Consider the following 20,361-nt stretch of genomic DNA (forward strand, 5'->3'; position numbering starts at 1 on the left):
CGCCATGTCTGCCAACCCTGAGGACGCACTGCCGATCCGGCTCAACGTCGACGACAGCGATTCACCTGCGGACGTCGTCGATGCGCTGTTCCTCGGCCGCTTCGCGGCGGGCGAGCAGCCGTACTCGCACAGTTCGACGATCGACCGGGTCAAGTCCGGCGCCACCCTGCTGCCGCCGGGCGCCACCGTGCTGCGCGCCGCGCGTGACGACGACCGCAGCGCGACGCTCGCCGAGGGCGACGGATGGACCGTGCTGGTCTCCCGGTGGAACCGGGGCGCGGACGTGACGGTCACCGCGGTCACGTCCGAACTCGCCGAGAAGATCCACCGGCAGGCGACGGACGGCGCCCAGGACGACCCCGAGCCGCAGCCCGAGAACGTGACGATGGGCTTCTGGTACGTGTCGCCGCGGCGCGGCCCGCACCGCACGACCCGCCAGATCAGCGCGGGCACGTGGGAGGAGGTGCGGCCCAACTACACGGAGCCCGTGGCCGATGCGATGGACCGGCTGATGAAGATCACGCCCGAGGACATCGCGGGGCGGCTGCTCCTGCTGCACGGTCCGCCGGGTACGGGAAAGACGTCGGCGCTGCGGACGCTGGCGCGGTCGTGGCGGGACTGGTGCCAGGTCGACTGCGTCCTGGACCCTGAACGGCTGTTCAACGACGTCGGCTATCTGATGGACATCGCGATCGGCGAGGACGACGGCAGCGCGAACGGCCGCTGGCGGCTGCTCCTGCTGGAGGACTGCGACGAACTCATCCGCGGCGAGGCACGCCACACGGCGGGCCAGGCCCTGTCCCGGCTGCTCAACCTCACGGACGGACTGCTGGGCCAGGGCCGCAACGTGCTCGTGGGCGTCACGACGAACGAGGACCTGGAGCGGCTGCACCCCGCGGTCGTCCGGCCTGGCCGCTGCCTCGCCCGCATCGAGGTCGGCGCCCTCACCCGCGCGGAGGCGGTGACCTGGCTGGGCACGGAGGAGGGCGTGGGCCGCGAGGGCGCGACGCTGGCGGAGCTGTACGCCCTGCGCCGCGGCACGACCCCGGCCTCGGTCCCGGCCCAGCCGGACGGCGCCGACGCGGGGCTCTACCTCTAGGTCGTGCCTTCAAAGTCCCGTCTGCCCGGCGACGCCTGGCACGTACTCCCCCGCAGCCCTCCGGGCACGGGAGGTGCCCCCAGCACCAGACGCCGCCGAGCCCGCCCTCCGGGCGGACGACGCTACTTTGAAGACACTCCCCAGGGCCTCGCGGCGGTGGCGGTGCTCACTCCCCGTACGTCGCCCGCAGCGCGTCCTCGACCGCCGCGTCGGCGTCCGCGCGGGACAGCCCGAGGCGGTGGACCTGCTCGGCGTACGCCTGGGCGGCGGTCGCGGCCCGGCGTTCGGCCGCGTCGCCCGCGGCGGCGACGAAGGTGCCGTGGCGGCCGCGGGTCTCGATCACGCCGTCGGCCTCCAGCGCCCGGTACGCCTTGGCGACGGTGTTGGCCGCGAGGCCCAGTTCCTCCGCGAGGCCGCGGACGGTCGGCAGCCGGTAGCCGACGGGCAGCGCGCCCGAGCGGGCCTGCGCCGCGACGTGGGCGCGGAGCTGTTCGAAGGGCGCGGTGGTGGAGTCCGTATCGATGACGATCTTCAGGGTCACGGGCCCGATTGTCCCCCACCACCCACTCCGACCGGCGGAAAATGGCAGGCACCGGCGCCGCGGCAGCACGTAACGTGCCCTCACGTGACAGTGATGGTGCGTGATTTCCGGCCCTCGGACGCGGCGGCCTTCGCGGGGGTCCGGCAGGTGGCCATGCCCTTCATGCTGACCAGCGCCGCGTCGGTGGCCTTCGACGCCGCCCACGCCCATCCGGACGCCCGCTACCGACTCCTGGTCGCCGTCGCGGACGGCGGCGAGGTCATCGGCACCGCCGAGGCCGGGATCGCCTACGACAGCCCCGGACCACGGGTCGGTCACGCCAACGTCTACGTCCACCCCGAGCGGCTGCGGCAGGGCGCGGGATCCCTGCTCGTCCGGGCCGCCGAGGAGCACCTGGCGGGCGCCGGGGCCACGGCCGTGTACTCCTGGGTGCTCGACGATCCGGCGAACCGGGCCTTCGCCGAACGGCGCGGCTACCGGCCGAGCCGCTCGGCCCACTTCCTGCGCCTCGACCTGGCGGGCGGCACCCTGCCACCGCTCCGGCGGCCGCCGGCCGGAGTGGAGCTCGTCCCCGGCTCGGCGTTCGCGGACGGCCCACGGCCGCTGTTCGCGCTGCACGCGGAGACGGCGGCGGACGAGCCGGGCGATGTCGACACGGAGTGCACGGACTACGAGCAGTGGCTCACCGAGACCTGGAACCATCCCCTCTTCAGCCCGGAACTGACCGCGGTGGCCGTGGTGGACGGCCGGCCCGCCGCCTTCAGCGCGGCCCGTACGGACGGCGGGACCCGCTACGGAACGGTGATGACGGGCACCGCCCGCGCCTTCCGCGGCCGGGGCCTGGCCAAGCTCGCCAAGAACGCCTCCCTGCACCGCGCCCGAGCGGCCGGCTTCACGGAGGCGTTCACCGGAAACGACACGGGCAACCGCCCGATGCTCGCGATCAACACATGGTTCGGCTACGAAATGTGCGCCACGGAGGTACGTCATGTCCACACCCTCGGTTGAAGTGGTCCTGCTGAAGGCAGGCCGCACGAAGATCCGTTACCCGGCGGACGTCGTCTCCGACGACGGCACCCGCATCACCGTCCGCGCGCCCTGGGCGGCCAAGGGCGTACGGGACTTCGGGTTCGTCCGCTTCGAGCCCGGTGACGTCTTCACGGAGCACTACTGGCGGGACCGCTGGTACGCCGTGAAGGAGGTGCGCACGGGCGACGGCACGCTGAAGGGCTGGTACTGCGACATCACCCGTCCCGCCGCCGTCCGGGGAACGGAACTGTCCGTCGAGGACCTGGACCTCGACCTGTGGGTGTCGGCGGACGCCACGGAGATACTCCGTCTCGACGAGGACGAGTTCGCGGCGAGCGGCCTCGCGGACACCGACCCGCAGGCGGCCGAGGAGGCCGTCCGCGCCCTGGACGGCCTCGAGCTCCTCGCCCGCGACGGCCGGTTCGCCGGCCTTCTCGACGGCGACCGCGACTAGGGCGTGTTGCGAAAGTAGCTCCGTCCGCCCGAAGGGCGGGGCCTGCGGCGTCTGGTGCGTGCGATCGCAAGGCGGAGGATCATCCTCGTACTGGACGTACTTGGATGACTCCGACAACGCAGCGAGCGCGCGTGCCAGGCGTCGCGGGCCAGGAGGGACTTTCGCAACACGCCCTAGGTCCCGTCCGGTCGCGGACGGAGGGTCACGCCGGCCGCTTGCGGTAGTGGACGCGGTCGTACGGGCCCTCCTTGCGGCGTTCGACGACCTCGTAGCCGTACCGCTCGTACATCTTCTGGTTCTCCCACATCATCGCGTTGGTGAGCAGCCGCACCTCGGGGAGTCCGAGTTCGCGGGCGCGGGACTCCACGAAGGCGAGCAGACGGCGGCCGAGCCCGGTGCCCTGGGCGTCGGGGTGGACGGCGATGTTGTCGAGATAGAGGTGGTCGGCCTCGGTCCTGAGGACCACGAGGCCGACCACCGGGTCACCGGCGACGAACACCCGCCCCGCGGCGACGTCCGCCGCGTGGTCCGCCTCCATCGGGGCCGGCACGAGGCCGATCCGTTCGATGTAGTGGTGGTAGGCCGCGTCGGTCACGGCCTTCACCCGGGGGACGTCGGGGGATATGGCGAGGCGGATGTCCTGTGTCATGCCGACACGTTACGACGGCGGACGATCACCTTCTTCAGCAGCGGCCAGGCCAGCAGGATCGCGATCACGGCGTAGACCGTCACCGAGAAGGGTGTGTTCACCAGGCCGGCCGGCGAGCCGTCGCTGATCTGCAGGGCGCGGCGCAGCTGCTGTTCGGCGGCCGGGCCGAGGATGACGCCGATCACCGCGGGCAGCACGGGAAGCCCGTAGCGCCGCATTCCGAATCCGATCAGGCCGATGATCAGCAGGATGACGAGGTCCAGCGTCTCCCCGCCCACCGCGTACGCGCCGACCGCCGCGAAGAACAGGATCCCCGCGTAGAGGTACGGCCGGGGAATGCGCAGCAGCTTCGCCCAGAGCGGGGCGAGCGGCAGGTTGAGCGCGAGAAGCAGGACCATGCCGACGAAGAGCGAGGCGATGAGGCCCCAGACCAGGTCGGGTTCGCGTGCGAACAGGAGCGGGCCGGGCTGGATGCCGTACTGCTGGAAGGCGGCGAGCATCACGGCCGCGACGGCGGTGGTCGGCAGGCCGAGGGTGAGCATGGAGACGAGCGTGCCCGCGGCCGAGGCGGACGCCGCCGACTCCGGACCGGCCACGCCCTCGATCGCCCCCTTGCCGAACTCGTCCTTGTGCCGGGAGAGCCGCTTCTCGGTGACGTACGACAGGAACGTCGGGATCTCCGCGCCGCCGGCCGGGATCGCGCCGAACGGGAAGCCGATGGCCGGTCCGCGCAGCCAGGACTTCCAGGTGCGCCTCACATCCTCCCGGCCGAGCCACGGCCGTCCGACGGGGATCGCCTGCGCGGTCGTGCGCCGCAGATGGGCGGCGACCCACAGCGCCTCGCCGATGGCGAAGAGTCCGACGGCGACGATGACGACGTCGATGCCGTCGGCGAGTTGGAGGGATCCGAAGGTGAGCCGCTGCTGGCCGGTCATCTGGTCCAGGCCGACCAGGCCGATGGTGAGTCCGATGAGGAGTGAGGCGAGGCCTCGGATCCGCGACGAGCCCAGCACGGACGTCACGGCGATGAACGCCAGCACCATGATGGCGAAGTAGTCGGGCGCGCCGATGCCGACGGCGAGTTCGGCGATGGCCGGGGCGAGTGCCACGAGCAGGATCGTGCCGATCATGCCGCCCGCGAAGTGACCGACCGCGGCGGCGGCGAGCGCCTGGGCGCCGCGGCCGGCCTTGGCCATCGGGTGGCCTTCCATGGCCGCGACGACGGCCGCGCTCTCCCCCGGTGTGTTGAGCAGGATCGAGGTGGTCGAGCCGCCGAACATCGCGCCGTAGTAGATGCCCGCGAACATGATGAACGCGCCGGTCGGCTCCAGACCGTACGTCACCGGCAGCAGCAGCGCGACGGCCATCGCGGGGCCGATTCCGGGCAGGACGCCGATGGCGGTGCCGAGGAGGACGCCGATCGCCGCCCAGAGCAGGTTGACGGGGGTGAGGGCCGTTCCGAACCCGTCGAGGAGGGAGGTGAGGGAATCCATCAGAGCACTCCCATCAGCGGGCCGCCCGGCAGCGGAACCCCGAGCAGGTTGTTGAAGACGACGTAGGTGACGAGGGAGAGCACGGCGGCGATCAGCGGATCGCGGTCGTGGTGGCGGCTGCCGAGCGCGTACGCGGAGCCCCAGAAGAGCAGCGCGCCGGCGAGGGGGAAGCCGAGCGGGCCGATGAGGACGGCGCCCGCGAGGAAGACTCCGGCGAGCAGCAGCACCGTGCGCCAGTCGCCCGGCTCCGACAGGTCGATGTCCTCGCCGCCCTCGGCTTCGCCGCGGCCGCCGCGCAGGACGTCGACGGCGAGCAGGACGGCCACCACCACGAGGCCGGTGCCGACGACGACGGGGACGGTCCTGGGACCGATCGGGCCGCGCTGGGTGAGGTCGACGTCCATGGTGAGGGCGTCGGTCAGGACGAGGACGCCGATGAGGAGGAGCAGGACTCCGACGCCGAGTTCGGAGTGCTCGCGCAGCCAGTGGTAGAGTCGTGCATTGCGTAGCGAGAGCCAAGCACGCATGTCAAGTCCCGTAGCTTGTGGACGAACCCGGGCTGGTCTCAACCCGGTTGGTGTTGATCGCGTCAGTCTCAGTCGTTCGCTGAACGTCTGAGCCGTGTGAGCCAGGAATCCCACTCTCGAGTGGGAGGAGTCAAAGTCCCAGCTCCTTCAGTACGGAGCCGACGCGCTGGTCCTGTTCGGTGAGGAAGTCGCCGAACTTCTCACCGGGCAGGAAGGCGTCCTCCCAGCTGTTCTTCCGCATCGACTCCTGCCACTTCTTCGAGTCGTGGAGCTTCCGGACGAGTCCGACGAGCTTGTCGCGTTCGGCGTCGGACAGTCCGGGCGGGGCGACGATGCCGCGCCAGTTGGTGAAGTCGGTGTCGAGCCCGGCCTCGCGCAGCGTGGGGGCGTCCAGGCCGGGGACCCGCTGCGGGCCGGTCACGGCCAGCAGCCGCAGCTCGCCCGACGTGATCTGGTCGAGGTACTCGCCGACGCCCGAGACGCCGAAGGCGACCTTGTTGCCGAGGATCGAGGCGAGCAGCTCGCCGCCGCCGTCGAAGGGGATGTAGTTGACCGCTCCGGGCGCGATCCCGGCGGCCTGCGCCATCAGCATCGGGGCGAGGTGGTCGGGGCCACCGGGCGACGATCCGCCGCCGACGGGCAGCTTGCCCGGGGCCTTCTTCCAGGCCTCCAGGAGGTCCTGGATGGTCTTGTACGGGGAGTTCTTGCCGACCACCACGATGTCCTGCTCCTCGGTGAGCCGGGCGATGGGGGTGGTGTCGGCGAGGGTCTTGGGGGACTTGTTGGTGTGGACGGCGCCCACGACGCCGAGGCCCATGGACATGGCGAGCTTGCCGTTGCCGTGCTCGTTCACCAGACGGGTGAGGCCGACGGTGCCGCCGGCGCCCGGGAGGTTGAAGACCTCGATGTTGTGGGTGAGCCCGGCGTCCTCGGCGTTCTTGGCCGCCGTACGGGCCGTGATGTCGTAACCGCCGCCGGGCGTGTTGGGGACCATGAAACGCAGGCCCGGTATCTGCGTGCCGGTGTCGGCGCCGCTGCCCGTGGTGAGCAGCGGCGGCCCCACGAGCAGCAGCAACGCCGCCCCGAGCAGGGCGAGGGGAGTGCGCAGACGCACGTCGGCCGCCTTTCGGTGTGAGCAGTGCACGGGTGAGGTGGCCCACATGTTGCCTGCGCGTCAAGAAGCTGTCTCTCTTCCGGAATCAACGGACGTTGTGGTCGTTGTGGTCGCCCCCTACCGTGTCGGCGTACCGCGCTTTCCCGGGGACGGCCCCCGGCCCCCTGACCCCCGGCAGCAGACCGGCCTCGCGAGGTGATTCCTGGTGAACGTGCTGGTGGTGGACGACGACTTCATGGTCGCGAAGCTGCACAGCCGCTATGTGTCGGCCATGGCCGGTTTCACGGTCGTCGGGGTGGCGCACAGCGGCGCCGAGGCGCTGCGCGCGGCCGAGCGGCTGCGTCCCGATGTGGTGCTGCTCGACATCTATCTGCCCGATATGGACGGGATCAGCGTCCTGCGCGAACTCCGCGCGGCGGAGGAGCGCGACGCGGACCGTCCGCCGGCCGACGCCCTGTTCATCACGGCCGCCCGGGACGCGGGCACGGTCCGCTCGGCGCTGCGCGCGGGCGCCCTGCACTATCTGATCAAGCCGTTCAGCCAGGCCGCGCTCCAGGAACAGCTGCGCCACGTCGTCTCCCTGCGCACCCGTCTCGACGACCTGGACGAAGCCCGCCAGGAGGACGTCGACCAGCTCTTCGGCACCCGCCCGCCCGGCTCCCGCGAACTCCCCAAGGGCCTGGCCGCCCACACGGCCGACCTGGTCGACCGCATCCTGCGCGATCACCCGGAGGGCCTCTCGGCGACGGAGTGCGCCGAGGCGGGCTCCCTCTCCCGCGTGAGCGCCCGCCGCTACCTCGAGTACTTCGCGGAAACGGGCCGCGCGGAGGTCACGCTCCGGTACGGCGGTACGGGGCGGCCGGAGCGGCGCTACCGCCGCCTCGGCTGACCGGCGGCGGCACGCGGGGCCGTGCCCTGGTCGAGCGGGGCACCGGCTGCTTCCTGAGCCCCTTCTTACCCCCGCCTTAAAGCGAGCATAAGGATCACCATCACCCGCTCCCAACAGCGGAATTCGCCCTTCCGAGCGGCTAGCTTGCTGATCACCGGGGCGGGGTCCCAGGCGTCGGTGCCGTTCATTCGGGGGGCTGCACCGCCGCTGTCGACCCCGCCCGGAACACCCCCATACGCCGCCGCTGTTGAAGGAGTTCGTCGCCATGACCGCTCGCCGTAAGACCGGTAGGGCCGGTAGGGCCGCCGCTGTCGCCGCCCTCGGGATCGCGCCGCTGGCGCTGACCGGGCTGGCCGCGGGGTCCGCCGTCGCGCACGGGTCGATGACGGATCCGGTGAGCCGGGTGTCCGCCTGTTACGCCGAGGGGCCGGAGAGCCCGGACTCGCAGGCGTGCAAGGCGGCGGTGGCGGCGAGCGGTGCGCAGGCGTTCTACGACTGGAACGAGGTCAACATCGCGAACGCGGCGGGCAACCACCGGCAGTTGATCACGGACGGCAAGCTGTGCAGCGCGGGCCGGGACAAGTACAAGGGCCTGGATCTGCCGCGCGCCGACTGGCCGGCGTCAAAGCTCACCCCGGGCAAGCACACGTTCCGCTACAAGGCGACCGCCCCGCACAAGGGCTCCATCGAGCTGTACGTCACCAAGGACGGCTACGACCCCTCGCGGCCGCTGACGTGGTCGGACCTGGAGGCGCGGCCGTTCGCGAAGGTCACCGACCCGAAGCTGGTGAACGGGGAGTACGTCTTCGACGGGACCGTGCCGGGCAGGTCGGGGCGGCACCTGATCTATTCGATCTGGCAGCGCTCGGACTCCCCCGAGGCCTTCTACACCTGCTCGGACGTCGTGTTCGGCAAGGACAGCGGCGGTTCCGCGCCCGCGCCCGGTGGTACGGCGCCCACGCCGACCACGCCCGCGCCGGCCGCGTCCGCGCCGAGCGAGGAGCAGACCGAGGCGGGCAAGGACAAGTCCACGGTCGAGCACGGCGGGCACGGCGGTGACGAGCACTCGGAGCAGCCGTCGCCGGCGGCTCCGACGGCTCCCGAGGCCGCCGCCAACGCACCGAGGACCAACAGCGCCGGTGAGAACCTCGCCGCGACCGGCGGCGACAGCAGCACCACGTACCTCGCCATCGGCGGGGCCGGCGTGCTCGCGATCGGTGCCGCGATCCTGTTCGCCGCGGTCCGTCGCAGGGCCACGCGCTGAGTCACGCGGGTGTCACGGGAGGGGTGCCGCCGGGGGGCGGCACCCCTCCCGGGCGTTCGCGTCTATTCGAAGACGGACTTGCAGGTCGTCGGGGTGGCGTGCGCCGGGTCGAGGGCGTTGGCCACCTCGTGGTACGCGATCCGGTCGAACAGGCCGATGGCCACGTGCTCCGAGAGGTCGACGGAGCACAGGTCCTGGATCGTCACGTTCCGCACGTCCGGTCCGTCGAGGAACCCGGAGCGGTACGGGGTGACGACCTCGTCGTACTTGGTGGCGATGACGGTGTACCGCACGCCCGGGACCGTGTCGCCGCCCGCGTTGAGCTTGGTGAGGAACGCGGAGCCGGCCATCTGGTCGGCGAGGCCGGGGGTCTTCTCGCTGAGCAGGTGCGCCGCGCCGGGGAAGTACTTCAGCAGTCCGGTGAGGCCGTTCAGCGTGGTGCCGTGGTTGTCGGGCGCGAGGCCGATCAGGGCGTTCACCTTGTCGGCTCCGCCCAGGAACTTGAGGTAGTGGCGCGGCATCATGCCGCCCTGGGAGTGGCCGACGAGGTCGGCCTCGCGGGCGCCGGTCGCGTCGAGGACCTTGTCGACGTACGCGTCGAGCTGCTCGGCCGACTTGTCGAGGGGGCCGAGACCGTGGAAGAACGGGACGCCGGGCAGCTGGCCGTAGTCGAGCGAGAAGACGCAGTAGCCGCGCTTCACCAGATAGGGGGCGAGGGCGAGCCAGTTGTCGACGGAGTTGCCGAAGGTGCCGTGGACGAGGATCACGGGGCGGGGGTGGGCGGCGGAGGGCTTGCAGGAGTAGTTGTTCCAGCCACTGGAGGGTGCCTCGGCGGCGGTCGCGGTGGCGGCGGGGGTGAGGCCGATGGCCGCTGCGAGCAGCAGGGCGGCGAGGGGTCTGAGGGCGCGTTTCCAGGGGTTCCAGGGCTTCCGGGGCAGCATCGGGCGATCTCCTTGCGGCTCAAGGGAAATGGCGATGAGTGGGGATGCCTGCGGCCCGGACCACATGGGGGATGGCTGTACTCACGCCAACGTACGCACCAGTAACCAAATCTGGGAAGTTACGCGTCGGTAAAAACTGAAGGATCGTCAATTCGGGTTACTGTGTGGTTACTCACAGGCACAGCATCAGCCGCGACGGGCCGTGGAAGACCCAGTCCGGCGCGTACTCGGCCGCCACGACCGGCCGGGCACCGGCCCGCAGCGCCGGTAGCCCCTCCAGCAGGACGGCCAGCCCGATCTCGGCCTCGGCCCGTGCCAGCGACGCGCCCACGCAGTAGTGGATGCCCATGCCGAAGCCACAGTGCTGCCGGACGGTGTCACGGTGGATGTCCAGCACGTCCGGGCGGTCGAAACGGGCCGGGTCGCGGTTGGCCGCACCCAGGACGAGCACGAGCTTGTCGCCCGCCCGGATGCCGTGCCCGCCGAGCTCCGTGTCCTCGTACACCCAGCGCGTGACCATCTGCACGGGCGCGTCATGGCGTACGAACTCGTCCACGGCGGCGGGCAGCAGCGCGTGCCGGGCCGACAGCTCTTCGCGCACCCCCGGATGGGCGTGCAGCGAGAGAACCGCCTTGGCCAGCAGGCTCGTTGTCGTCTCATGGCCCGCCGTCAGCAGATGGACGCAGGTGGCGGCCAGTTCGTGTCCCGTCAGCGCGCCGTCGTCGTCCGCCGCCCGGACGAGCGCCGAGATCAGATCCCCCCGGTCGCCGGCGCGGCGGACCGCCGCCTCCTCCTCGAAATAGCGGGAGAGTTCGCGCGCCGCCCGCTCGGCCCGCGCGTGGCCGTCCGGCGTCCGCCCCGCGCGGGCGCTGCCGGCCTCTTGCAGGTCCAGGGCTCGGGCGCGGAACCACGCGTGGTGCGCACGGTCCACGCCCAGCAGCTCGGAGATCACGAGGAGCGGGAACGGGGCGGCGAAGTCGGTGACCAGGTCGACTGTCTTACGCTCCGCGAGCCGGGCGACGAGGTCGTCCGCGATCTGCCGGATACGGGGGCGCAGGGCCGTGACCGCGTGGCCGGTGACGGCCGGGGCGACCAGGGCGCGCAGCCGGGTGTGGCGGGGCGGGTCGAGGAAGACCAGCCAGTTCTCGACGATCCGCCGCAGCACCGGCCGGTCGGCCGGTACGGGTCCGGACGGCCCGCCCCCGGGCCGCACCCGCCCGAAGCCCCGGCCGGTCAGGACCCGGCCGACCTCGGCGTGGGCGAACACGTACCAGGTGGCGGGCTCGGCGCCCGGGTGCACCGGTCCGGCGTCGCGGTAGCGGCGGTAGTCGGGGTACGGATCGGCGAGGTCCGGCAGCTTCGCCGGATCGAACGGCGCCGGCACGGCCGCCTTCACCGCGCGGCCCCCCGTACCGTCTCCACCAGCCGGTCCGGCGCGCCGGGTGCCGTATCGCCGCGCCACGCCACATGCCCGTCCGGCCTTACGAGGACGAAGCGCCGCTCGTAGCGGCGCGCCACCTCGGGGTCGTCGTACCGCTCGATCCGCAGCGGTACGCCGCGGTCGGCGAATGCCCGCGCCATGGGGTCGGGTCCTTCGCCCGGTCCGGCGGCGCACATCAGCACGAAGTCCCGTCCGAACAGGTCGATCGTGGACCGTCCCGGGCCGAGCCACACGTGCGGGGCGCGGCCGCCGGGGGCCGCGGTCCTGTCCCATGCGGACGCGGCCCCGGTCGCGTCGGTCCCGTCGGTCCCGTCGGTCCCGTCCGGGACGATCACCGGCGAGACGTAGCGCTGGGCGAAGTGCACGTCGGGCGCGTCGAACTCGCGGCGCACGCCGGAGCGTTCCAGCAGCGCCGACAGCTCGGCGCGGGCCCGCTCGCCCTCCGCCGAGTCCAGCGCCAGCGCAAAAGACAGCCGGCGGTCCTGGGTGCGGCGCAGATTGCGGTTCGCCTCCTCCAGCCCGGCGACGGCGACGGGGCGGCGCTCGGTGTCGTACGTGTCCAGCAGCCCGGGACCGGCCCAGCCCGCCAGCTCGGCGGCCAGCTTCCAGCCCAGGTCCGCCGCGTCGCCGATGCCGGTGCCGAGCCCGAAACCACCGGAGGGCGACAAGGTGTGGGCCGCGTCCCCGACGAGGAAGACACGTCCGGCGCGGAAGGACGTGGCGACCCGGTGGGTGAGGTGCCAGGTCGAGGTGGAGAGCATCTCCAGCGGGGTGTCGACGCCGATCGCCTCCCGTACGACGGAGAGCGGATCGTCGCAGGTGGGGGCGGCGGTCAGGCGGTACAGCCCGCGGCCGTCGATCGCCCGCAGCGGGTAGCGCAGCGATGCCGACCGGGTGACGAAGTACACGAGCGCCGCGCGGGGCCCGAGCTGGTCGTGCAGCTTGGGGGCGCTGAAGAGGATGTTGCGCAGGACACGGGTGGGGTGGCGTTCCGGCGCGTCGACACGGCAGTGCTTGCGCACGGTGGACGAGGCGCCGTCGCAGGCGGCGAGGTAGCGGGCCCTCAGGAGCGTCGTCGTACCGCTCCGCTCGTCGGCGAGGGTGGCGTGCACTCCGGCATCGTCCTGGGTGAAGGCGGTGAGCCGGGTGTGCAGCCGGACCGGCCCTCGCGGATGGACTCCCACGTGCCCGGTGAGCAGCGGCGCCAGCCAGTGCTGCGGGCAGATCGCCTCGGTCTCGGGGCTGTGGTCCGGCTGCGGGCGGGTCGCCATCGTCCCGAAGTCCAGCCGGTGGAGCTCGTGCCCGCCCACAGCGGTCACCCAGGCGACGTCCAGGGTGTGATCGCCGGGCCAGCCCGCGCCCCGGATCCGCTCGGCCACCCCCCAGCGCCGGAACAGCTCCATGGCGCGCGGGCCGACGGTCGAGACCTTGGGGTGGTGGACCGTGCCGTCGCCCGACTCCACGAGGACGAAGTCCACCCCGCGCAGGGCGAGGTCGAGGGCGAGAGCGAGCCCTACCGGACCACCGCCGACGACGAGCACATCGGTGTCGTACACGTTCACGACGTTCACTCCGTTCCCCCGAAGCGGTCCGCGTAGAAGGCCATCAGCTCGGCCACGCGCTCCGGAACGCCGTCAGCATCGCGAGCCATCGCCGCGAGATGCCGGAAGCGCATCGCGAAGGCGCGCCGCGCCACATCGGGGCGGGCAAGGTGCACGGGTGGCTCCTCCAGCTCGAACGACGGTCCTGCCGTCCGCCCGCGCCAGCCCGAGGGCAGCGTCACCAGGAGCTCGGCGAGCGGGCGCATCATCCCGGTCATCACATCGATCGCGGCGTTCATCAGCGGCGAGCGGCGCAGGCTCGCGTCCGGGCTCTCCCCGAAGTGCTGGACCATCAGCTGGAGCATCATGAAGTACGAGCGGTTGAACAGCCGCATGACGTCCCGGGCATGGGGATCGCCGACGGCGGCCGCGCCCGGTCCGCCCACGCGGAGGGTGGGGTTGCGCAGGACGGGGTACGCGGGGTTCCACGGCGCCCCCTGGCCGTGCGATCCGTCCGTGCGCTCGGTCATCATCAGGTCCCTGACGCGCAGGAAGGTGTCGTGGTGGGACTCCCCCGCGGGCTTCACCGAGTCGAGGACGCCGCCCTCCCCCTGCTCGGTGACGAAGTCGATCGCGAACAGCGCGCCGGACAGGTCGTCGACCTCCAGCTGGTAGTCGGGGTGGACGGCGTTGACGGACTCGCGCAGGAAGAGGTGGTGTTCGCCGCCTCCGCGTCCGCGTTCCACCAGGAACAGATCGGGGACGCGGCGGAGTCCCTCGCGGATGCTCGCGTACAGCTCGCTGGGTGAGCCGTACGAGACCGCCGCCGCGCCCGGTTCCCTGCCCGAGCCGCCCACCAGCCGTTCGGGCCGTTCCAGGGCGATGAAGCGGTGCAGGCTGCCCAGGTGCAGCGGTTCCAGCGCGAAGTCCAGCGGCATCGGCAACGGGCCGGGGACGGGACCGCCCGGGGACGCGAAGTCGAGGGCCGGGACGTGGAACGGCTCCCCCATCGCCATCAGGATGTTGTTGACGACGAGGAAGTGCGTCATCTCCTCGCGCGCCACGTCGAACAGGCTGCCCCTGATCCCGGTGTCCAGCGTCTCGCCGCCGTCGCCGCAGGCCAGCCGCAGCTGCCTCGGTGTCCACAGCCCGCGGCGTACGTACTCGAACCCGGCGCCGTGGACGGGAAGGGAATAGCCCGCGTAGAGGTACTGGAGCGCGGACGCCAGCTCGATGCCGACGGCCTGCCACAGCGCCGCGCGCAGCTGCGCCCGTGTGGTGATCTCGGGGTGACTGCGGGCGGCCGACGGCATGGCGAGCGGAACCGGCGCCGTGGCGTTCTGCGCGCGCAGAAAGGTCAGCAGCAGCCGCGCCTTGGGCTCGGTCAGGTCGCGCGTCGGTGGCATGTAGTACGTCTTGTCCTTGTTGCTCGGATCGCACATCTGCCAGATGAGGCGGGCGTACGTCTCGACCTTGCACCGGTCCGCGAGGCTGAACACCTCGTCCCTCATGAAGGAGTTCGCCTCCTCGTACGGGGCGAAGACCTCCCGGTGGATCAGGTCGAAGGTGACGTCCTGCGGGCGGATCGCGGCGAGGTGCCAGTCGTCGGGCAGGACACGTACGGAGACGGGACCGGCGCCCGCCCAGTAGCCGAGGAGGTCGTCGTTGTCGTACGCGGCTGCCGCGGATCCCCTCGCGTCGGGGCCGGGAGGAGATCCGGAGGGAAGGCCGTCGGAGCGGAGGTCGGAGGGAAGGGCGTCGGCAACGCCGTCGGAAAGAGCGTCGGGAAGGCCGTCGGAGCCGGCCGTCAGCAGGATACGGGCGGCGCCCTCGCGCGCGCCGCGCAGGGTGAACGAGCCGCGTCCCTCCTCGTCGGTGCTCAGGACGCACTCGGGTCCGTAGTCCCGCGCCGGGCCCGCTGCCCGGCCGCGCCGCAGGTCCACGACCCGGCCGTCGCCGCGGCCCGGCGCATGGGGGTTGGGGAACTGCCGGACGTGCACCGCCTCCATCGCGGCCGGCCGGCCGCGCAGGTAGGACCGTACGGCGATGTCGACGGCGTGGTCGTGGCCCCGCTCGCGATCCGGGTGCTCCAGGACGACGCACGCGTCGTCGGCGACGACGACGGTCTCGCGCTCCCCCAGCAGCACCGGGCCGCCGGCGCCGGCCGCCGCGAGGAGCAGGGGCTCGTCCTCCGCCTTGGGCAAGCCGCCACCGGTGGGGACGGTGACGATGCCGCAGGTCAGTGCGGCTTCCTCGGACGCGTACGCGTGCGCGGGCAGCTCGGCGACCAGGCTGTCGGAATGGGCGGTACGCAGCTCAAGGCCGCGAGCGCCGTCGGTGCCGGCCAGCGCCGGGAGCGCGGCGAGGAGGTTGAAGGTGACCTCGTCGGGGGTGACCCGGACGGTCAGGGCCCGTGGGCCGTCCCCGGGCGGCCCCTGCGGGACGAGCAGCCGGCCCGCCGGATGCGTGCGCGGCTCGACGGCGGGCCTCCAGGGCGCGATCGTGCCCCGTACGCCCTGCCGGTCCAGCGCGAACTGGACGACCAGGCCGCCTTCGCGCGCCGCCGTCTCGCGCAGTCGGGTCACGGCCGGGGAGACGTCCGCCTCCGCGAGCCAGTCGAGCCCGTCGTCGGCCCGGAGGGCGAACTGGTAGAGCGTGCGGCCCTGGGCGAGATGGTGCCAGCGCGGCGGCAGGAAGCCGTCCATGTCGGCCACCAGCATGTAGCCGGTGTCGTGCGAGCGCCCGGCGCGGCCGAAGCAGAACTGGCCCGCCATCAGGGTCGTGGTCCAGCGGGAGGCCGGATCGAGATCGAAGACCCGGGCGCGGTTGACGGTGGTGCCCAGATACGGGTTGTAGTGGCCCCACAGATCGACGGCGCGCCCGACGACCGGGTCGGCCACGTCCACGCCGCCGGCCATGACGCCGTCCGCGTACGCGCCTTGGACCGCGACGACGTGGGCGTCGATCCAGAAGTGGCCGTTGCCCGTGGAGACTCCCGGCCCGGTGGGCGGTCTGGTCACGGCGGTGCCCCGGAAGTGCAGCCGGGGGGTGTCGAAGACGCTCACACCGCCTCCAGGTTCACGGGCGTACGGGAACGGTGCCGCGGCTCGTACCGGGCGATGCGGCCGACCGACTCCAGCGCCGATTCCACCGCCCCCTCGATCCACGCGGGCTCGGACGAACAGTGCTCCCCCGCGAAGAACAGGCGTTTTTGCGGGCGGGCCGCCCTGGCCCGTTGCTCCTCGCAGGCGGCCGCGTCCTTCCCCCACCGGATGGCGCAGCCACCGGCCGTCCACGGGTGCTCGGCCCAGGCGATGCTCGCCACGTCCAGGACCATTCCGGGGCGCAGCAGTTGCGGGTGCATCCGGGCCAGCTCCTCGATGACGACCTGGTGGCGCAGCGGCTCCGGCATCCGGCCGAGCAGTTCGGCGTCGTCGCCGATGGTGTAGCTGGCGAGCAGGGCGGCGCCGTGGGCCCGGTCGCCCCCTGCTGCGGGGTAGTAGGTCTGGCGGATGCGGCCACCGCTGAACGAGGCGCCGCCACGGATGCCTTCGCGTTCCCAGAAAGGCTCCCGGCAGTGCACGGCGACCTTCGTGGCCGCGCAGTAGTCCACCTCGCGGACGACGGCGAGCTTGTCCTCGTCGAACCCGGTCAGCTCGAGGCCGCGCAGTACGGGGAACGGGACGGTGCACAGGACGTAGTCGTAGCGCCGGACACCGGCGCCGGGCCCGCGGCCGAGGCGTACGAGGACGTGGTCGTCGCCCACGTCGAGACCCGCCACCTTCTGGCCGAGGTGGACCGGCCCCCGGATCCTGGCGGCGAGCCGCTGGATCAGCTGGTCCATGCCGCAGTCGAGCCGGATCAGTTCGGGGCTGGTCTCGGTGAGGATGTCGTCGAGGAAGCTCCTCAGCCGGGGGCCGCAGCCCGCGCGGACCGCCGGATGGGCGGTGAACAGGCCGTGCACGTCGAGCCGGTCCTTGGAGTCGCCGTGCAGATGGGGCGTGAGGTCGATGCCCTCGACGAGGTCGAGCAGCTTCCCGCCCAGGTCGGCGCGGAGTTCGGCGCGCAGCGCGGGCGGGGCGGTCGCGTCGACGACCGCCGTCAGCCAGGCACCGAAGACGACGGTCTCGTGACGGTGCCGATGGCGGGCGTGGGCGAGGGAGGCGCGTACGTCCTCCATCAGCGCGCGGGGGGCGTCCCGCAGGCGTACGTGGCCGGTGCTGGTGGCGAGGTAGGCGTTCTCCTCGGACAGGAGTGTGGTGAAGGGCCGTACGTGTGCGCGCAGCCCGAGATGGTCGATGTAGTGCATGGTGCGACGGTGCGCGGTGGGCACGCGCATCGCGCCGAGTTCCGCGAACGGCGCGCCCTCGTGGGCGCCGAAGCGGTGGGTGCGGATGCGGCCGCCGAGCCGGGAGCTGCCTTCGAGCACCTCGACGCGGTACCCGATCCGCTCCAGTTCGTACGCGGCCACGAGGCCGGCGATGCCCGCGCCGATGACGCCGACCAGGCTGGTGGTGGCGGTGGTCCGGCACCGGCGTGGTGTCCGGTGGGCGTGCGACAACTTGCTGACTCCCCTCGACGTGAACGCGAAGCGGCCGCGCGGCGGTGTCACGAGGACGGGTCGGGGGACAGCAGCGCGGCGAGGTAGTCGCGGAGCAGGTCCGCGCGGTCGAGCGGGGCGACCAGCCCGATGTGTCCGTCGGGCCTGATCAGTCTGAAGTCCCCGGCGTGGCCGAGTCGTCGGGCGGCGGCCCGGTCCCGCACCGCGACGGGGAGGAGCTCCACGGGGGCCGGGAAGATCTCGCAGGCCGCCCGCAGAGCGGACAGGGTGGCGGCGTCGGCGCGCGCGGCGGGCAGCAGCAGCGTCCAGTGGTCGTATCCGAGGAGGCGGTGGAGCCGTACGGGCGCCCCGTTGCCCGGGTTCGGGCGGATGACGGTGACGTCCGGGACGCGGTCGCCGGCGCGGGGCCCGTACCGCGGGCGCCTGCCGGGCCGGTGCCAGGACAGCGGGCTGCCGCGGTGGTTGCGGCCGAGGTCGCTCAGGCCCCATTCGAGGCGCCGCTGGAAGAGCGGGGAGGCGAGGGTGGCCGGGAGCGCGGTGGTGAAGGCGCGGTAGCCGAGCGGTGGCAGCGGCAGCTCCATGAAGTTGAGCCGCATGTCGCGGATCATGCGCCAGGCCATGGCGTGCTGCTCGGTGCTGTACGTGTCGAGGAGACGCTCGTCGGCGTGCCCGTGGTGCACGGCGGCGAGCTTCCAGGCGAGGTTGCAGGCGCCGAGGATGCCCATGTTCATTCCGTGGCCACCGACCGGGGCCCAGGCGTGGGCGGCGTCACCGGCGATCAGCCCGCGGCCGTGGCGGAGCCGGGCGGCGACGCGGTCGGAGAAGCGGGCGCGGTTGAGCCAGACGGGGTCGCTCGGTTCGAGCCGGAGCTCGGGGGTGCGCGCCGTGTCGGCGATCAGATCGCGCAGCTCGTCGAGCGTGGGCGGCTCGGTGCGGGCGGGGTCGGGGTCGTCGCGGAAGCAGAAGAAGCGGTAGCCGCCGCCGGGCAGGGGAAAGGCGAGGAGCGAGCGGTGCGGGGCGAGGAAGAAGAAGCCGTGGCCGGGCTGTTCGCCGAAGCGCCAGGACGCGTGGGCGTTTCCCTGGACGACCTGGAGCCCGGGGCGGCGCCTGCCCTCGAAGGGGATGTCCAGCCGGTCGCGGACCAGACTGCGGGTGCCTTCGCAGCCCACGACCCAGGCGGCCGTGACCAGCTCCGTGCCGCCGTCCGGCAGCCGGAGGGTGATCTCGGCCCTGTCGTCGTGGACCTTGACGTCGGTGGCCTCGGTGCTCCGCTCGACGGTGACGCCGAGGCGGGCCAGCTCTTCGGCGAGGTGCCGCTCGGTCTCGTGCTGCTCGATGTTGGTGGGGCGGGGGTAGGACGATTCGATGGCGCCGGTCCTGAGTTCGCCGAGGTGGCGGCCCTCCCCGTAGATGTTCACCGTGCTCAGGGGGTGTCCGTTGCGCCAGAGCGTCTCGCCGACGCCGATCGCGGCGAGCGCCTCGACGGCCCTCGGCCAGATGACGAGCGCGCGGGGCTCGCGCTTGGTCGCGGGGGCCTTGTCGACGATCCGTACGCGCAGGGACAGGCGGCGCAGGGCGATCGCGAGGGTCAGGCCGACCGGCCCGGCACCGATCACGCAGACGTCTGCGGGTGCGTCGGGGTATGGGTCTGCTTCGGCCTCTGCGGACATGCGCCCTCCATTCGCTGACGATCTCCAGCTTGGGTTCTGATGATCACCTGGAACCAGGGCGTGGGACGGGGCGCGAGAAGCAGATGGGCCGGTGCCGCGTGCGGCTTACGCGGGCGCTTACGCGGCGAGCGAGCCCGGGATGATCGCCCGCGGGCCGAACCTGGCGCGGGCCCGGTCGGCCACCGCCTCGATCCGGCGGGCCTTCTCGTCGGCCGGGTCGAAGGTGAGCTGGTGCGCGGCCCGCTCGGCGGGGATCAGGCCCTCGGCACGCAGGGCGAGGGAGCGGACCCGGGCCCGTTGCAGCCCGAGTCCGTCGAGGAGCCGGTACGCGGTGGCGGTGAGGGCCGCGGAGTGGGCGGTCGGCTCGGGCAGGGCGCGCGACGTGGTGGTCGTGGTCCGGTCGGCGTACCGCACGGTGAGGGTGAGGGAGCGGCACACCTGGCTCTCCGCGCGCATCCGGGCGCCCAGTTCCTCGCCGAGCGAGAGCAGGGCACGGCGGTGCCGGTCGCGGTCGAGTTCGTCGCGGGGGAAGGTGCGTTCGGCCGCGACGGAGCGGGCGGCGGCGTTCGGGACGACGTGGGTGCGGTCGATGCCGTGGGCCTTCTCGTACACCTCGCGCCCGGCGCGCGCGCCGAGGATCCGCTGGAGTACGGCGAGGGGCGCGGCGGCGACCCGGTCGACGGTGTCGAGCCCGTACCCGCACAGCGTCCGGGCGGTGGCGGGCCCGACCCCGTGCAGCGCGGCGACCGGCCGCCCGGCGAGGAACTCCGCCGCGTCCCCCACCACCAGGGTCGTCCCCGGCCCGGCCTCCCGCGCCGCCATCCTGGCCAGCAGCGGATTGGGCCCGGCCCCGATCACGCAGTCCACCCCGTACAGGGCGAGCGCCCTGACCCGCACCAGCGCGGCGATCCCGGCGGCGTCCCGCCCGAAGTACCGCAGCGCCCCCCGCACATCGACGAGCGCGGCGTCCGGCGCCACCGCCTCGACCACCGGGGTGAACGCCCCGAGCAACGCGAGCAGCCCCGCGTACGCGGCCCCGTCCGGCCCCCCGCCATCGGCGCGCCGGAACCGCAGGTACAACACGGCCGCCTCCGGCCCGCCGTCCCTGGACGAACCGCCCCGCGGCCTGCCCGCCGAAGCGTGAGCCG

17 protein-coding genes are annotated in these 20,361 nt (G+C 72.8%); 5 read left to right on the top strand and 12 right to left on the bottom strand.

The genetic code is table 11. The features are described 5' to 3' along the window. Positions 1–4 precede the first annotated feature (4 nt). On the top strand, positions 5–1,099 hold the full coding sequence (locus ABT342_RS16470; RefSeq protein ID WP_351573315.1) for a DUF5925 domain-containing protein: 1,095 nt from the start codon (positions 5–7) through the stop codon (positions 1,097–1,099). 166 nt (positions 1,100–1,265) lie between these two features. Here ABT342_RS16470 and ABT342_RS16475 read toward each other — a convergent pair whose 3' ends face one another. Continuing rightward, the gene (locus tag ABT342_RS16475) at positions 1,266–1,640 is read right to left on the bottom strand and encodes a GntR family transcriptional regulator (protein WP_351573318.1); all 375 of its coding nucleotides are present in this window, start codon (positions 1,638–1,640) and stop codon (positions 1,266–1,268) included. A gap of 84 nt (positions 1,641–1,724) precedes the next feature. Here ABT342_RS16475 and ABT342_RS16480 point away from each other — a divergent pair, with 84 nt between their 5' ends. Beyond that, positions 1,725–2,648, top strand: a complete 924-nt coding sequence (locus ABT342_RS16480; RefSeq protein WP_351573320.1) for a GNAT family N-acetyltransferase — start codon at positions 1,725–1,727, stop codon at positions 2,646–2,648. Next, a complete protein-coding gene (locus ABT342_RS16485) occupies positions 2,629–3,123 on the top strand; it encodes a ribonuclease FAU-1 family protein (protein ID WP_351573323.1) in 495 nt (164 codons plus the stop codon). The genes ABT342_RS16480 and ABT342_RS16485 overlap by 20 nt, the downstream gene beginning before the upstream one ends. 202 nt (positions 3,124–3,325) lie before the next feature. Here the strand turns inward: ABT342_RS16485 and ABT342_RS16490 are convergent, their stop codons facing one another. The 4 genes from ABT342_RS16490 to ABT342_RS16505 all read right to left on the bottom strand — a co-directional run bounded on the left by ABT342_RS16490 (position 3,326) and on the right by ABT342_RS16505 (position 6,906). Then, positions 3,326–3,772 carry a GNAT family N-acetyltransferase gene (locus ABT342_RS16490; protein WP_351573326.1) on the bottom strand — a complete coding sequence of 149 codons (447 nt, stop codon included), beginning with the start codon at positions 3,770–3,772 and terminating at the stop codon, positions 3,326–3,328. Then, positions 3,769–5,265 carry a tripartite tricarboxylate transporter permease gene (locus tag ABT342_RS16495; protein WP_351573329.1) on the bottom strand — a complete coding sequence of 499 codons (1,497 nt, stop codon included), beginning with the start codon at positions 5,263–5,265 and terminating at the stop codon, positions 3,769–3,771. Before ABT342_RS16495 ends, ABT342_RS16490 begins: the two co-directional genes overlap by 4 nt. After that, entirely contained in the window at positions 5,265–5,792 is a 528-nt protein-coding gene (locus ABT342_RS16500) for a tripartite tricarboxylate transporter TctB family protein (protein WP_351573332.1), read from the bottom strand. Before ABT342_RS16500 ends, ABT342_RS16495 begins: the two co-directional genes overlap by 1 nt. 130 nt (positions 5,793–5,922) lie before the next feature. Beyond that, positions 5,923–6,906, bottom strand: a complete 984-nt coding sequence (locus ABT342_RS16505) for a Bug family tripartite tricarboxylate transporter substrate binding protein (RefSeq protein ID WP_351573334.1) — start codon at positions 6,904–6,906, stop codon at positions 5,923–5,925. A gap of 202 nt (positions 6,907–7,108) precedes the next feature. On the opposite strand from ABT342_RS16505, the gene ABT342_RS16510 reads away from it, so the two are divergent. Together ABT342_RS16510 and ABT342_RS16515 are read left to right on the top strand one after the other, a co-directional pair. Next, entirely contained in the window at positions 7,109–7,795 is a 687-nt protein-coding gene (locus ABT342_RS16510; protein ID WP_351573546.1) for a response regulator, read from the top strand. A 265-nt stretch (positions 7,796–8,060) separates the two neighbouring features. Further along, positions 8,061–9,059: a lytic polysaccharide monooxygenase gene (locus tag ABT342_RS16515; RefSeq protein ID WP_351573337.1), complete on the top strand. Its 999-nt coding sequence runs from the start codon at positions 8,061–8,063 to the stop codon at positions 9,057–9,059. Between the two features lie 62 nt (positions 9,060–9,121). Here the strand turns inward: ABT342_RS16515 and ABT342_RS16520 are convergent, their stop codons facing one another. From ABT342_RS16520 to ABT342_RS16550, 7 genes are all read right to left on the bottom strand, one after another. After that, positions 9,122–10,000 (bottom strand): esterase/lipase family protein, encoded by an 879-nt coding sequence (locus ABT342_RS16520; protein WP_351573340.1) that lies wholly within the window; start codon positions 9,998–10,000, stop codon positions 9,122–9,124. 172 nt (positions 10,001–10,172) lie between these two features. After that, positions 10,173–11,384: a cytochrome P450 gene (locus ABT342_RS16525; RefSeq protein ID WP_351573343.1), complete on the bottom strand. Its 1,212-nt coding sequence runs from the start codon at positions 11,382–11,384 to the stop codon at positions 10,173–10,175. Between the two features lie 8 nt (positions 11,385–11,392). Then, a complete protein-coding gene (locus ABT342_RS16530; protein WP_351573346.1) occupies positions 11,393–13,003 on the bottom strand; it encodes an FAD-dependent monooxygenase in 1,611 nt (536 codons plus the stop codon). Positions 13,004–13,008: 5 nt separating this feature from the next. Beyond that, positions 13,009–16,047 (bottom strand): ferritin-like domain-containing protein, encoded by a 3,039-nt coding sequence (locus tag ABT342_RS16535; RefSeq protein ID WP_351573349.1) that lies wholly within the window; start codon positions 16,045–16,047, stop codon positions 13,009–13,011. Then, complete coding sequence (locus ABT342_RS16540) at positions 16,044–17,543, bottom strand: flavin monoamine oxidase family protein (RefSeq protein WP_351573352.1); 1,500 nt, start codon at positions 17,541–17,543, stop codon at positions 16,044–16,046. Before ABT342_RS16540 ends, ABT342_RS16535 begins: the two co-directional genes overlap by 4 nt. A gap of 47 nt (positions 17,544–17,590) precedes the next feature. After that, a complete protein-coding gene (locus ABT342_RS16545; RefSeq protein WP_351573355.1) occupies positions 17,591–19,213 on the bottom strand; it encodes an FAD-dependent monooxygenase in 1,623 nt (540 codons plus the stop codon). A gap of 117 nt (positions 19,214–19,330) precedes the next feature. Beyond that, positions 19,331–20,287: a DNA polymerase Y family protein gene (locus ABT342_RS16550; protein ID WP_351573549.1), complete on the bottom strand. Its 957-nt coding sequence runs from the start codon at positions 20,285–20,287 to the stop codon at positions 19,331–19,333. Positions 20,288–20,361 lie beyond the last annotated feature (74 nt).

The sequence above is a fragment of the Streptomyces sp. NPDC000410 genome, from assembly GCF_040300305.1.
Classification (GTDB): domain Bacteria; phylum Actinomycetota; class Actinomycetes; order Streptomycetales; family Streptomycetaceae; genus Streptomyces.

Excerpts from the sequence above, each read along its gene's own strand:
- ABT342_RS16470 (WP_351573315.1), top strand. The coding sequence starts at position 5 with ATGTCTGCCAACCCTGAGGACGCACTGCCGATCCGGCTCAACGTCGAC.
- ABT342_RS16485 (WP_351573323.1), top strand. The coding sequence starts at position 2,629 with ATGTCCACACCCTCGGTTGAAGTGGTCCTGCTGAAGGCAGGCCGCACG.
- ABT342_RS16490 (WP_351573326.1), bottom strand. The coding sequence starts at position 3,772 with ATGACACAGGACATCCGCCTCGCCATATCCCCCGACGTCCCCCGGGTG.
- ABT342_RS16495 (WP_351573329.1), bottom strand. The coding sequence starts at position 5,265 with ATGGATTCCCTCACCTCCCTCCTCGACGGGTTCGGAACGGCCCTCACC.
- ABT342_RS16500 (WP_351573332.1), bottom strand. The coding sequence starts at position 5,792 with ATGCGTGCTTGGCTCTCGCTACGCAATGCACGACTCTACCACTGGCTG.
- ABT342_RS16515 (WP_351573337.1), top strand. The coding sequence starts at position 8,061 with ATGACCGCTCGCCGTAAGACCGGTAGGGCCGGTAGGGCCGCCGCTGTC.
- ABT342_RS16520 (WP_351573340.1), bottom strand. The coding sequence starts at position 10,000 with ATGCTGCCCCGGAAGCCCTGGAACCCCTGGAAACGCGCCCTCAGACCC.
- ABT342_RS16545 (WP_351573355.1), bottom strand. The coding sequence starts at position 19,213 with ATGTCCGCAGAGGCCGAAGCAGACCCATACCCCGACGCACCCGCAGAC.